This is a genomic window from Bradyrhizobium sp. Arg237L (assembly GCF_029990105.1).
GTDB lineage: Bacteria > Pseudomonadota > Alphaproteobacteria > Rhizobiales > Xanthobacteraceae > Bradyrhizobium.
On record NZ_JAQMIL010000036.1, the window covers coordinates 75,129 to 89,721 of the forward strand.

General features: G+C 54.2%; 6 protein-coding genes. All 6 read left to right on the forward strand.

The window, feature by feature from the left end; genetic code table 11:
- Window position 1: 1 nt before the first annotated feature.
- Window positions 2-3,982, forward strand: a complete 3,981-nt coding sequence (locus tag OZ411_RS22390) for a type ISP restriction/modification enzyme (RefSeq protein ID WP_282529677.1) — start codon at window positions 2-4, stop codon at window positions 3,980-3,982.
- 99 nt (window positions 3,983-4,081) lie between these two features.
- Window positions 4,082-7,891, forward strand: a complete 3,810-nt coding sequence (locus OZ411_RS22395; protein ID WP_282529678.1) for an ATP-dependent RecD-like DNA helicase — start codon at window positions 4,082-4,084, stop codon at window positions 7,889-7,891.
- 376 nt (window positions 7,892-8,267) lie between these two features.
- Complete coding sequence (locus OZ411_RS22400) at window positions 8,268-8,951, forward strand: hypothetical protein (protein ID WP_282529679.1); 684 nt, start codon at window positions 8,268-8,270, stop codon at window positions 8,949-8,951.
- Window positions 8,948-9,526 carry a hypothetical protein gene (locus OZ411_RS22405; RefSeq protein ID WP_282529680.1) on the forward strand — a complete coding sequence of 193 codons (579 nt, stop codon included), beginning with the start codon at window positions 8,948-8,950 and terminating at the stop codon, window positions 9,524-9,526. The genes OZ411_RS22400 and OZ411_RS22405 overlap by 4 nt, the downstream gene beginning before the upstream one ends.
- A gap of 408 nt (window positions 9,527-9,934) precedes the next feature.
- Entirely contained in the window at window positions 9,935-10,258 is a 324-nt protein-coding gene (locus OZ411_RS22410; protein ID WP_282529681.1) for a hypothetical protein, read from the forward strand.
- Between the two features lie 264 nt (window positions 10,259-10,522).
- On the forward strand, window positions 10,523-13,456 hold the full coding sequence (locus OZ411_RS22415; protein ID WP_282529682.1) for a hypothetical protein: 2,934 nt from the start codon (window positions 10,523-10,525) through the stop codon (window positions 13,454-13,456).
- The last annotated feature ends 1,137 nt before the right edge of the window (window positions 13,457-14,593 follow it).

Consider the following 14,593-nt stretch of genomic DNA (forward strand, 5'->3'; position numbering starts at 1 on the left):
TGTGCCAAGCGATCATCGGGTTGAACTTGCCGCTATTAAGCGTTTCGACCAGCTTGTCCGCTATCTGCGTGATCCAATGGGCTGGCCGATCGAAGGGGACGATTTCGAGGAGGTGACTTTTGACTATACTCCAGAAGAGCTCGGCATAGAGGCCAAGAGCGCAGCGAAGATTCAAGAAATCAAACGTCTGCGCCCGCTTTCGCCAAATCAACCTTGGGGTATATTTTTCGTAAAGTTCGAGCCAAAGAACCTTCCTGTTGTCGCGTTACGGCGCATTCTGAGCTCCGTCGCACTAAAGAAGCGTGCTTCTGCTAATGCTGCCGAACGAGCAGCATGGGCGGCAGATGACTTGCTCTTCATCTCCAACTACGGGCACGGGGAGGAGCGACAGATCAGCTTCGCCCACTTCTCAAGGGCCGAGGACGGCCGCGACCTTCCGACTCTCAAGGTATTAGGTTGGGATAACCTCGATACAGCGCTGCATCTTGATGCCGTCGCCAAAGAACTAACACAGCACCTCGCATGGCCAAAGGATGACTCCGATCCTGACGCCTGGCGAACCAATTGGCGGACCGCCTTTAACCTGCGCCACCGCGAGGTTGTAACAACCTCGAAAGAGTTATCTATTCGGCTTGCTGAGCTGGCGCGAAGCATTTGCGACCGCATCAAGACCGCAGTAGCCATCGAGACCGAAAATGGCCCACTTACCAAGCTAATGAAGGCGTTCCAACAGGCGTTGGTCCACGATCTCGACGCTGATGGCTTCGCTGACATGTATGCGCAGACGATTGCGTACGGCCTCCTTTCAGCACGAATTGCAGATCCTACCAAGAAGACGGCAGACGATTTTGCTGCCCATATGCGCACAAGTCCTTTTCTTCGCGAACTTATGGAGCATTTCCTGCACGTTGGCGGCCGCAGGGGTAAAGCGGGCGGGCCAGGCATTGATTTCGACGAGCTCGGCGTAAGTGAAGTAATCGACTTGCTTGATGCCGCCAACATGGAAGCGGTAGTCAGGGATTTTGGTGACAAAAACCGACAAGACGACCCTGTAATTCACTTTTACGAACTCTTTTTGCATGCCTACAACAAGCAGTTAAGAATTCAACGAGGAGTCTTCTACACGCCGCAACCGGTAGTCTCGTACATTGTACGTAGCGTCCACGAAATGTTGCAGACTGAGTTTGGTCTCGTCGATGGTCTCGCCGACACTGCTACCTGGGGCGAGATACTGGAAAGGCACTCAGGTCTACAACTGCCTCTACTTACCGACTTGAAGGACGAGCAGCGGACGATTTCGCCCGATGAGCCATTCGTTCAAATCCTGGATCCGGCGACGGGCACCGCTACTTTCCTTGTGGAAGTGATCGACGTAATTCATCATACGCTTACAGAAAAATGGAAGCAGCAACGTCTGACGGGCGAGCAGCGGCGCGCTGCGTGGAACGATTATGTGCCCAGACATCTGCTTCCACGCCTCCATGCGTACGAGCTCATGATGGCTCCTTACGCCATTGCGCACATGAAGATCGGTCTCAAGCTTGCCGAGACCGGCTATCAATTTGAAGTGGAAGAACGTGCGCGCATTTACCTTACAAACGCTCTTGAACCCTGGCTAAAGCAGCTTCCACTCATCGGCTTGGATGCTTTGGCTCACGAAGCGGCTGCCGTTAATGAAATCAAACGGCACAAGCGCTTTACAGTCGTGGTGGGGAATCCGCCATATTCAAATTTTGGGCAGCTGAATAGGGGCCCATTTGTTCTTGATCTGCTCGACGATTATAAACGTGGCCTGAACGAGAAGAAACTCAATCTGGATGACGACTTCATAAAATTTGTTCGCATCGGCCAACACCTCATCTGCCAGAGCGGCGCTGGCGTGCTCGGATACATTACAAATAATGTCTATGCGGACGGCGTAACTCATCGAAGGATGCGCCAATCCCTGATGGAAAGCTTTCGCACCATCCGATTGCTTGATCTGCACGGGAGTAGCAAAAGGCGAGAACAGGCTCCCGATGGATCGAAGGATGAAAACGTCTTCGATATTACCATTGGTGTTTGCGTCGGGATTTTCGCTCGCAATTTGTCAAGTGAAAGCCAATCGAAGGTTTATTACGGTGAGCTATGGGGCGATCGGACCGCAAAGTATGTTGCGCTGGCAAATCTGCACGCTGGGATAACACCGTGGGCGCAACTACCAGCAGCGCCTCCGCATTTCTTTTTCGTTCCAAAGGATTTTGATCGCATTGCCGAATATCAACGTGGGATGCCGGTGCAACAAGTGTTCCCGCTCTTTTCCAGCGGTATTCAAACAAAGCGCGACAATGTCGCAATCGCGGAGTCAAAAGAGAATCTTCTAGTTACGCTCAAGAGATTTTCTCGACTCCCCGCAAGCGAGTTGAGGAGTCTGTATGGACTTCCCGACGACGGGCGGGATTGGAGAATTGAATGGGCGTCTGCGCACGCGAAGGAAATCCTCAGGTCTCCCGAGACCATCGCGCCAATTCTTTATCGCCCGTTCGATAAGCGTTGGACTGTACTGGATAATAGGTCAAAGGGCTTCGTCGCGTATCCGAGGTATGACGTCATGTCTCAAATGGTTCATCAGAACTTGGGGCTTATCGTAACGCGGCAGCTTTCGCTGCCGACATTTCAGCATGTTTTCGCCACCAGGCAACTAATCGACGGCAACACGATCTCTCTTCAAACGCGCGAATACAATTACCTCTTTCCCCTCTATTTGCACGGCGAACAAGCGGGTCAGCGTTCACTATCGTTCAGCCATGGCAGAATTAACCTTGGGGTACCATTCCTCAAGGCGCTTGCGCAGCGACTGAAGCTTTCAACCGAAGGTAACGGCCTCCCCATCGGGGTGACACCAGAAGATATCTTTTACTACGCCTACGCAATACTTCACAGCCCTGGCTATCGAAACCTCTACTCGGAGTTTCTGAAGATCGATTTTCCGCGCCTACCACTGACCGGGAATCTAAGGCTCTTCCGGACGCTTTGCGAACTAGGTGGCGAACTTGTCGCGTTGCACATATTGGAATCGCCAAAGCTCGACCAAGCTATCACTGAGTTTGTTGGCAGTGGGGACCCGGAGGTTGAGAAAATTACGTGGGCGCGTAACGCCGTTTGGATCGACAGGGCCCAAACTATCGGCTTTCGTGGCGTGAGCCAGTCCGTGTGGGATTTCCGGATTGGTGGCTACCAAGTTTGTGAGAAATGGCTAAAGGATCGCAGGGGTAGTACACTTTCGAAGAACGAGGTCGTGCACTATCAGAAGATCGTGGTCGCGCTCTCCGAAACTGCCCGCCTTATGGAGGAGATCGACGAGGCAATCGAGCAGTACGGTGGGTGGCCGGGAGCGTTTGCATCGGACGACGAAGTAGGGACCCACGAGGTTTCAGGCGGTGTGGTGTCCGTAAGCGCGCCAGGCGCGTATCAGGCCGCTCCGTCAGATCGTCTGAAGGCAGCTGAACCCGAAGCGCCACCTTATAAGACCGCCTTTGAGGCTACACGCCTCAATCCGGACGACCTAGACCGAGAGGAATTGATTTGCAGGATTCGCCATCTGTTCGGCGACGGTCAGGGGCGAGAACGGGACGCGGCAATCGACGCGCTTGCGCGAGAGTTGGGTTACCAGCGCACAGGCGCGCGGGTTTACGACGAACTTGACAATGCGATGCGGGCAGCAGCTCGGCGCGGAATCACGACGAGCGAGCGCGGGGTTATCCGTCTATTCGCTCGTGCGATCGAAGATTATGATCGCGACTTTCTGAAGGAGCAATTTTTGGCTTCTTTGCAGGGGCGTCAATGGGCGGTACGCGAGGAGGCCATTCGTTCCTTCGCTCGGTGGATGGGATTTCGCCGAACGGGGCCAGCGATAGAAGATGCTGCGCGATCGCTGATCAATGGACTACTTCGGGAGGGTCGGTTGGAGAGTGGTGGTTCAGAGATTCGAAGATCTGACTGAGAATCTTCTAGATTAGGACCGAGCTAGGTTCCGATCCAAGGCGGGCATGCTGGGCCAAGCCGGCAATTCAATGAGAAAATGTTTGTGGTGAGGGGGCTAATGATCCAAGGCGCAAGGCAGTTGCCAACAATGCACGTTTCCGTTCGTGTGCCGTGGCACGACGGGCGATGGGCAGGCAAAGTGTGCACCAATCCGCGCGGCAATACGTCCTGTTTGATCCTCCCTCGGATTGCCGAAACGAAAGAGGATGATTTCGAAGTCGAGATCGCGGGCAAAGCCTGGAACACGGGCGGAGTTGGACTACCAGCATGCGCTGCGGAGCGGGGCGCTTTCATGTCGCCCGTCGGCTATTCGCGCAGCGTTAAACATCCGTACAGCCACGATCCGCTCTATAAACATTTTGTGGGGAGTCAATTCCATCACCCAGCATATTCTGCGGCGGCGGTTCCTTTCGCGTGGATGATGAAGAGCGCCGAGACCGGCATCCCGGCCAAGGCGGAGCAATATAAAATCGGCTTCAGGCCTGAATTGGAACCAGACCTAGCCTTCGACAAGTTGTGGGTGCAGGAACGCCGCAATCAGCTTGCGATGCTGGAGACTTTTTTTGGAGCGATCAAGCCGGAAGAATCGCTTGTCTTTTTCTACGCAAAACGCACTCCACTGACTGAAGATGGCAGGCGGGTAATTGTTGGTATTGGTCGCGTTCTGAAAGTCGATCTGCCTGTCGAGTATGCTTACGAGAAAGATGCGCCATCTGATGGGATGCGCTGTGTGCTGTGGGAGGGTAATCTACATCATTCCATTCGTCCGACGATTGGCGATGGCTTTCTGTTGCCCTATCACGATCTGCTCGAACTTGCGGCAAAGGATCCAAACGTCGATTTGGCGAGCTTGACCTTGCATGCTCCCGATGAGCATTGGGATGCTTTCTCGATGGGTTCCGAGCATGTCACTCACGATCAGGCAATTACTGTCCTTCTCTCATGCGCTTCCTTACTGGAGAAGCTGGAGAAATTGGTGCCTGGCAATTGGCACGTTGCTCGTGCTTGGGTTGATGCGCAACTTAACCGGCTATGGCGTCTTCGAGGGGCGTTTCCGGGGCTCGGCTCGGCGCTGACGGCGTTTGGACTGACCCATGGAACTCTGATCGCGCACGCCATAGGACAGCAGCTTCACGCGGATGGCTCTAACGCAATCCTTGATCCCTGGCCAGCGATCGGCAAAGTCCTTCACGATCCGAAGTCGCTGCCGGCCGACCTCGCATCCACCATAGGCCAAAGTGCCGCAAAATTATGGGACGGCCTCAAGCCAGAACGGCGCACGTTGCTGAAGTTGCTCGCGCGCTTTGAGATCTCGTCTGACCAAGCGACGCGCTGGTTTGTGCCAGAAGAACGCGCCCGCGCGGGAATTGTGGCAAGTGACGCGGAGATTATCTCCAATCCATATCGGTGCTTCGAGGATGATAGGGCGCGCATCGACGCGATTTCGGTGAAAACGGTCGATCGCGGTCTTTTCCCCGACGCTACAGTATCGGAAGCCTTTCCAATTCCAGAACCATCGCGTTGCTCCGAGGCCATCGACTCTCGGCGCGTTCGGGCGTTATGTATGGCAACGCTCGACGAGGCGGCCGATCAAGGCCACACCCTCTTGCCACAGTCGTGGCTCGTGCAGAGGGTGCGTGATCTGGACGTTGTACCTCGTTGCAGCATAGGCGGCGATTGGGTGGAGACATTCGGCTCGTCTTTGCACGAGCGGTTGACGCCGACGCAGATGGCAGATGGCGCACCTGCCTGGCAGCTGAAAGAATACGATCGATCCCGAGAGCTAATTGCTGCCCGCGTGAAGCGGCGTCTGGCGGGTAAGATCCACGCAGGCGAGTACAATTGGCGTGCGCTGATAGATAAACAACTGCCACCGTTTGTGGAAGCGACAGATCCTGAGACGGAAGAGCTTGCCCGGCGCGAGAAAGCAGCGGCACTAGAAGAACTTTATCGGTCGAGATTTTCAGTGCTGATCGGCCCAGCAGGGACTGGTAAGACGAGTCTCCTCACCGCGCTGCTTTCTCTTTCATCTATCGCCGAAGGCGGCGTCCTTCTGCTCGCGCCAACAGGCAAGGCGCGGGTCCAGATGCAGAAGCGCGCGAAGAATGCTCAAGCGTTTACGCTCGCACAGTTTCTGTTAGGTCTCGGGCGATACAATCCGGAAACGGGCAGGTACGGCGTCACAGACGCTCCTAACCGAGAGCGGGGCTTCAAGACTGTGGTCATCGATGAATCGTCGATGTTAACCGAAGATCAGCTTGCTGCAACTCTTGATGCTATCGAGACCACTGCGGTGGAACGTTTGATTCTAGTAGGCGATCCCCGACAACTGCCGCCAATAGGAGCCGGACGGCCATTCGTCGATATTGTCGCTTTTGTTGCAGCGAGCGGCTCGAAAGAGGCCGGGCCGCGAGGCTATGCCGAACTGAAGATCGTCCGCCGCCAGACCGAGCAGATGAACGCGAGCACTCGCGGCGTGCGGGATGACATCATTCTCTCTCGTTGGTTCGGAAATGAAGCGCCAGATCCCGGTGCCGATGAAGCGTGGGATCGACTGGCGTCCGGCAAAGCCATCGGTATCCGTGCAATCCGATGGGAGAGCGATGTTGATCTGGAATCGAAACTACTCGCGGAGATCAAGACTGCAGTCCGCACGATAGCGGAAAGCGAAGTCCCGGCCGGTGCTGCTGACAGTGCATTCTTTGAAGTAAGTTTGGGAGGTCGCCTCTACAACGACGTTGTGTATTTCAATCTTTCGAGGAGTGAGCCCGACGCGGAAGGCGTCGAGCGCCGTAGCGGCGGGGGCGTCGACGTTGAATCCTGGCAAATCCTATCGCCGGTGCGCGCAGGTGAGACCGGTGTCGATGGTCTGAACCGATGGTTGCAGAAATCGTTTCGCCGACAGTCTCGCGCCTGGGCAGAGCCCGAAAAGTATTGGGACCGTAAGACGTGCAAGCCTTTAGGACCACAAGGCATTCTGTACGGGGACAAGGTCATCAATATTTCAAATGCGCGACGCTACGACGTGTATCCCAAGGTCGACAAACCCTATTTGGCCAACGGCGAAATCGGACTCGTCGTGGGGCAATTCAAGGGAAAAAATTGGAAGCCGAAAGGCTTGCCTTGGAAGATGGAGGTCGAGTTTTCGTCTCAACTCGGCTTCAAATACGGGTTCGCAGAGCGTGATTTCGGCGACGAAGGCGATGCGCCTCTGGAGTTAGCTTATGCGCTAACCATTCACAAAGCTCAGGGCAGTGAGTTCGGTGTTACCTTTGTGGTGGTCCCGAATCCGTGTCGGCTGCTGTCGAGGGAATTGCTCTACACAGCTCTGACGCGCCAACGGGAGCGTGTTGTTATCCTTCATCAGGGCGACATCCGTGCCCTTCTGAAGCTATCGTCTGCCGAGCATTCGGAGACATTCCGCCGACTTACTAACCTCTTCAGAGATCCGAAGCCGGTCGAATACGTCGGCAAGTTCCTTGAGGACGGATTGATTCACCGCACTGCTAGGGGCGAGCTCGTCCGATCAAAGTCGGAGGTGATAATCGCTAATCTGCTTCACGGGCTTGATATTCCGTATGCTTACGAGCAGCCCTTTGCTGGTCGTGACGGGAGCGTCCGTTATCCGGACTTCACGATCGACGACGCCGAGACTGGTCAACGAATCTTTCTAGAACACCTCGGGATGATGGCCGAGCCAGCGTATCGCCGCCGCTGGCAAAGCAAGCTCGAGTGGTATCGGGCGCAGGGCGTCCTTCCGAGTGAGGAAGGGGGCGGCGAGTCAGGGACCCTCGTAACGACTAGCGAAGAGCACGGCATCGACTCGGAGTCGATTCAGCGTCAGTTGAAAGAGTTGCTTACTATTTAGCGATGATATGAGAAGTCGTCGAATGCAGGCATCCGGGTCAGAAACAAGCCATTTTGTGAAATCAGATGGCCGATGCAGAGTGCATGCTTCCGGTCACCGGGGCCCAGATCAGCGCTTCTGAGCAAGAAACTGCCGAAGAGTTGATTGAACGGCTAGTGGCCCTACCGGCGCGAGGCCATGGCGAATGAATGTAAGACGAAGGCGATCGTAAAGCGGCACGGTGGAGATTTCGGCTGACTTGTCCGCAGGGAGGCGATACCGTGAAGGGACGATTTATGAAAATGTCTAAAGTCTTGAACCAAAAACAGAGGATCGGAAGTGACGATGCCGTTTCGCTAATTTACAGCGAAGCAGGATTTGTACGAAGCAAGATAACATGGCGCGTCCAGACCTACTAGAGATTGGAATCTACAGTATCCCGGATGCGGCAGAACTTGTCGGCGCGCCGCAAGCGTCCGTGCGTGTATGGGTGGAGGGACATACCGGCAAACAAGAGCCTGTTATCATCAACCAGCTTGGTCGAGTGGGTGACAGGACGGCAGTCAGCTTTGCAAATTTGATGGAGCTGCGCTTCATCGCGCGGTTCGCTAAGGCCGGCGTAAATTTGCGGGAAATTAGACGTATCATGAGTGAGGCGAGGGAGACGCTAAGTCACCCGCATCCGTTCGCGACCAAGACCGTGTTCAGAACCGACGGACGTAAGATCGTTGCCGAGATCGCCCGGCGAAATGGGTTGATGCTCGTCTATGATCTGCGGTCCAAAAATTATGAAATCCCCTCCGTCGTCATGAAGTCTCTCCGCGAGGATGTAGTTTTTGATCCGCAGGGCGAGGCTATCGAATGGACACCTAGGCCAAAGATAGCTCCAAATGTAATTGTTCACCCACGCATCGAGTTTGGTCATCCCGTACTGAAGGGCAGCAATATTCCGACAGATGCGATTGCGAGAGCGGTCAAGGTCGAAGGAAGCGCCCAGTTCGTTGCCGATATTTTTGAAATTCCGGTTCGGCATGTTCGCGAGGCTGTCAAATTCGAGGAGAACCTTGCGATAGCCGCTTGAAAGTCGCGTTTGATCAAAACGTTCCTATAGGGCTGGTGAGGGTCTTGCAGAACTTCGCCAACGAGAAGCAGTTTCGCAAAATATCGGGGAGCTTCGTAGTTAAGGCGGCAGCCGATTATACACCTAAGCCAGGCGATAATGATTACCAGCCTAAGAATGATGTGCCTTGGCTGAAGCGATTTGCTGATGACGGAGGTAAGGTCGTCATATCCGGCGACGTTCGAATGAAGAGTAGGCCACATGAGCGCCTAGCATTGATCGAACACGGCTTCGTGGTCATCTTTTTTGAAGCGCAATGGTCGGATTGGAAATTTTGGCGCAAGTGCGCGCTTTTGATTCATTGGTGGCCTGTTATTGCTGCAAAGATAAAAAGAGCCAAGAAGGCTTCATTTTATCACGTGCCATGCAACTGGGTTGAGGGTGGCAGGCTTCGCTGGGTCTCGAACAAAGACCCGAAGCTTTTGAAAGTCGAACAACGAGCTCGGGCGGCTAAACGGCGGAAAAAGAGTGCGAAGGAGATGCCCAACAAACCGAGCGATGGACCTCTGTTTGATTATGCGGAGAGGGGGCAGTGAAAAGGGTCGCTGAGTAAACACGCAAGCACAAGTCCGATGATCTGACGGTCGAATCGCTACAAAGTCACCGCGAGCGCCTAGCGGCAGCCGAGACCTGGGACTGACGTTCCGCTTGGGGCTACTCGCTCGCCGCCCTCACTGGGCCCCATTTGTTCACCGCTGTTAACCATTACACACTTGCCGGCTCGTTCGCGCTGCCGAGCGCCATATATTGCGCTTTGTGATCGCAAACCCGAGAGGTAGATGGGGGAGCCGTCGCAGTCGAAAGGCCTTCGACTTTTCCGCGCACCGCGCGGGTTCGATTTACTTGCCGCGCGCACGCGCGGGCAAACCAAAGTTCTCCATGTCCGCGCGACGCGCGGGTTAGGTGGGCCGTAGTGGCCTGCCCGTGACTCATGGAGAAAATCCATGAAGTACTACTATGTGGGCTCGAAGATTAGCGACGAGCATGCCATCACGGACGTGTTCCGGCGCGACGGCCAGTTCCGAGCCATGCGCCAGCACAGCGTTCATGCTGGAGCGCGGGTCGTGGATCCTCACACGGCAGGCATTGCCGCCGCTCGCGAGAGCGCGCGCCGGGAATGGGGCCGCACCGCCGAAGTGTGGATCAGAGCCGATGGGTGTCTCGCGGATAGCAGCGTGATTTTCAACGCATCCATCTTGATTGACGGACGGACGCGCTTCGCCGGTGAGATCCGATTCGCGATCCAGTCAGTTGGTAGAGCGCACTAAACGGCCAGCACCCCGGAGGATCCGTTCTCCGGGGTGTTAGGTTAGGATTTACTGGCAACGACCACCACCGCTCCAGATGCGAATGCAAGCACCCCGATCAAGCAAGTGAATAGGAGACATGCGCCTCGGTTCGCTACGCCGGACCGGGCTCTAGGCGCTGCGCACCAGCAGAGCATGTCATAGACGCAGCAGCTGACGCATCATATGATATCAGCGAGTTAGAACCGACAACGAAATCACGCCAACTCTGTATGGATGGCCAGCATGCGTGCGCTTCTCACAAGTGTTTTTGTGGCGACGCTTGTCCTCGCGACAACCGCTTTCCCGCTGTTTGGTGAGAACTCAAAGCGGAGCGTGCCCTTCACTCCGCATCAAATGCATGAGTTCATTGCGATAAGAAATTCCTACAAAGATGATACTTACAGGCTGGCAAGTGTAGCATTCACCGTACACAACGCCGAAACTTTATATACAGCGCAACCATCTGCACTGGCCCGTGCGTTTGATCCACCGCCGTACATGAAATTTGATGAAGATTATAGCAGGCTTAATATCGACCAGTTTATAAGGCCCGTGACTATAGAGGATGGTCTCCGAAAAGTCGCTGCGGAGAAAGCCGCTCGGCTCGACAACGTGCCGGGAGGATTTGCTAAGTCGGTCGATGAAGCGGTTGACGGGCTCGCGAGTGTTGGAGGAGTTTGGGGTAAAGGACTCAAGATAGCTTACCCCTCCTTCAAGGAGGCCGTAGTGGGACGGAGCCCTTTGCCCGAACACCCAAATCTCACCCGCAAATTTGTTGTCGAGTGGACCACTTGGGCATGTGACGAGGTAAGAAAGGGTACGCCGGCAGGGAGAATACTCGCCCCATACGTTAGCAAGTATCTTGGTGTTAATCCGAAAAACGATCTCCGAGATCATCCCGACGTGCGACAAGGAACCGAGGCGCTAAAAGCTGGAGACAAAAGGGATGGACTTACCGAAGCTGTCGGCGTTACGAAATTCGTGCAAGAAGCCAACGAAGCGCTGCAATCCGTCAGGCAATGGCAGAAGGAAAAGGGGAGGTCGCAAGAGCTGGAGAGACTAGTGCAAGAGAGGGCTGACAAACTCGAGGATTCGGCCGCAGGCTTTGCAATGATCGGGCGAGCATTCGCAGCGAGTGGAAATCAAAAGCTCGGAAAGACCTTTTCAGGCCTCGCAATCATTGGCGACAAGCTATCTTCACTCGTTGCGAAGGGGCCTAAAGTGTCTAGCGGGTCAGTAGTATTGAGCTTCTTTTCGATGGCAGACACCTTCCAGAGTATTCTGCAGAAAGAAAACGAAATCTCTCCGTATCCGGCTTTGTTTTCTGCTCTGCAAGAGCTGTCTAACCAGATCAACGACTTCCGTAACGAGACTCTGGAAAATTTTGCGAACCTGGATCAAAGGGTTAAGGGCGGGTTTGTTGCACTTGATAGAACAACGCGTGCGACGAATTACAGCACGGAAGAGGCTAGGTTGGCATTAGCAGAGGTGCGGCGGGCCATCGACGACATGCAAGCCCACTCAGCTATCCAATTTTCTGACCTTGCGGGCGTCATCTTTCGTAACGAGGAAAGTGCCTGCATCAGTTTAGACGGTAAGGGTAATCGGCGTCCTCTCTCTCTGGAGCTTTTTCAGCATTGCCGAGATGTGTATACGAGACGCGCGACCATCGATGCGGCAAGCTCGGTCGCCGAAGGGACTCTCGATCGCGACGTTCGCAAAGCAGGGTCGCTGGACGCTTTGCGACAAGCAATTGACCCTGAGCACAAGGAATACTCCAGCTATTTGGTTAATCCCGATGTTTGGTATTGGGCAACTACCAGATTTCTTGAACTGTTTCAAAGCAACCCGGATAAACTGACGGAGCTTTCACTGTATCCAGGCACGAGCAAGTTTCCTCAGCTGGATGAGGTCATTGGGGCCGGACAGAACATAGAGGCGTTTTCTAGGACCGCGCTCATTGACGAAAAAAACAAGCTGAAGAGGCAGCGGCTGCAGTTGTTTATTGATCGCATTGTGGCTTTGCGAACTGCCGTACTATCGAAAATTGAAGAGCAAATCGAGAATAAATCAGTAGACCTGGATCCAACGCTAGGCTTGCTGCAGCCTTACGACAAAACGTTTCCGTTCGAGCTATTGTCCAAGCCCATAGGAAAGTGCACCGACTGGAAACGCGAGTTCGTCTCGTTCAATAGCTACTATTATTGGTTCTACTATCCAAAGACTGGAGGCTACGAGCCCGTCTATAACGGCCGAGTGACTCCTGAGACCTATGCCAGAGTTCTATCTCTGTTCAAATCGGACTTTCAAAAGCTAGATACTCACTGGTTGACGCTTGATCCAACTTTCGTGCAAGCACTGCCAAATTATTTGCCGTTACTCGAACAATTTGATCAGCAGAGTTACGTCCTAGCCCCTTGCCTTGCTGAAATAACGGTTTCAAACCTGACGACGACGTCTCAAGCGGCGGAAATCGATATCGACATGAAGGTCGAGGTCTGGATAAATCGTCTCAAACGCGTGGACCGCATTAAGGCCATTACTTTGCATGGGCCATTGCATGCTAAGGTCGACGTGAAACCCGGTCTTACAAGGGAAAGCTTCTTGAGCATAAAAGGGGATACCGTCCTCTTTTCCTCAGCAGTATTTCCGGCCATTTGGCTAAACGCTGTTGTCGGTAAGTTCGACAAAATCCTTAAGCCGATTAACGACCAAGAGGCTATCTCAGTAAGACAAGGCTTTGAAGGTGAACTGAGCGCTAAACTGTCCTCTTTTCGCGATCGGCAGAAATCGTTGGTGAGGGCCTCCGTCATCGAGCAAGAGAAGGGATTAGCTGAGGCGCGACACGATCTTCTCCGTATCAGCAACGTCGGGCTCGACAATAGCCTGCCGTCAACCCGAAATTGGTTCGCGACGATTGGAGATGATAATTTGTTTCCATCGCCATCACAAATCATTGACGACGTATTCAGCGGGACAGAAACTCTTGAGAGAGAACGGTCGCAACTGGATACAGTTCTAAGTCGTCTCAATTCCGCCCTGGACGAACTGAGCAACGATCCTCAATTGCGTCCTGGGCCTGACTTGTACGAAAATCGACTCAATGAACTCCGGAAGCTGGGCTTTCTTCGCTCGCTTGCCGACCGAGCAACTAAGCCCACGAATGTGAGCCGATGACTATGCAGGAACCCTGATTAAAGGCGAGGGGCACCAACGGGTGCGATTGATCGTTCAAACTCTATGATGAGCAATCTCTTACAATCCTACAATCTCGAGGCAAGCAGATCGGGCGGAGCGGTCATTTCGCTCCTTCGGCTCGGGCTAGACGCAACAGTGATCGCATGATCTTGGCCGCGTGCGACGGCTAACGGACTGCGGGCAATTTGAGAGTAACCGACCGAACCGCTGGCTCACGCCTCGCTGTCACCTGCGTCCGGTCTGACTGACACAATCGATTGTCGCGATAGCTGTTTTGCTGTATCACCAGCACGAGACACAGGTACCATCTAAACGTTGGATTTTGTTGAATCTGCTTGCGAATTTGCCGGGCTGGTAGGGAGTCCCTCCCCCGCTACCAGAAAACCTCATCCAATCAGTACCTTGCGACCCGGTGACGCCCTAGCGTAACAACTGACGCAAGTTTCGTAGCAAATCGGTAGCGTCAAGGCAGTCGCGGAGAATAGTCTAATCCTTGAACCTCCCCCTCGTGTTCGAATCCTTCGATGTTCGAAAAGCTCCGAATTTTGCCGAATCCTTTCCCGTAAGCGGCCAAAGCCCCCCACACGAAGAGAATATCCAAGGGCTTTCGCCAACCGGAGCGTTTGAAATCCGTAGGGCGAGGTGCGTTGAAAGGAAACGGTTCCAAAACCTCCAACGATTGAATTGCGCCCGCACTGTCGGCCCCAAGGATTCGTCGCGCAAAATTGGGAGCGGGGAAAGGGACTAGCACTTGGCCGTGCAACGCCTGCACAAACTTAGCGCGGATTCGCGCCGCACCGTTCCGACAGAAAAGCGAACACGTCGAATATTGTCGATTTCCCGCTGCCATTCGGGCCTAAGAGCACCGTTAGCGGAGTTACGGACAGCACGAAAGTTCTCCACCCGCAGATACTCAATGCGCGGGGTCTTTCGCGTGCGTCTTGCCGACTCTAGTTCGTTCTCATTATCCATGCATTCCTGCAGTTCGTTCGAATACCTAAACAGAGTGCCTCTTGCCGGTGTGCATCGAAAATGTAAACGCGGACGTAGTGGTGGTGAAGTCCGCCCAGGATGGCGAGTGAATTGATCAGACCGGTTCGCTGAACCGGGCGGCAG

Coding starts and splice junctions, on each gene's coding strand:
- OZ411_RS22410 (WP_282529681.1), top strand. CDS start 9,935: ATGAAGTACTACTATGTGGGCTCGAAGATTAGCGACGAGCATGCCATC.
- OZ411_RS22395 (WP_282529678.1), top strand. CDS start 4,082: ATGATCCAAGGCGCAAGGCAGTTGCCAACAATGCACGTTTCCGTTCGT.
- OZ411_RS22400 (WP_282529679.1), top strand. CDS start 8,268: ATGGCGCGTCCAGACCTACTAGAGATTGGAATCTACAGTATCCCGGAT.
- OZ411_RS22415 (WP_282529682.1), top strand. CDS start 10,523: ATGCGTGCGCTTCTCACAAGTGTTTTTGTGGCGACGCTTGTCCTCGCG.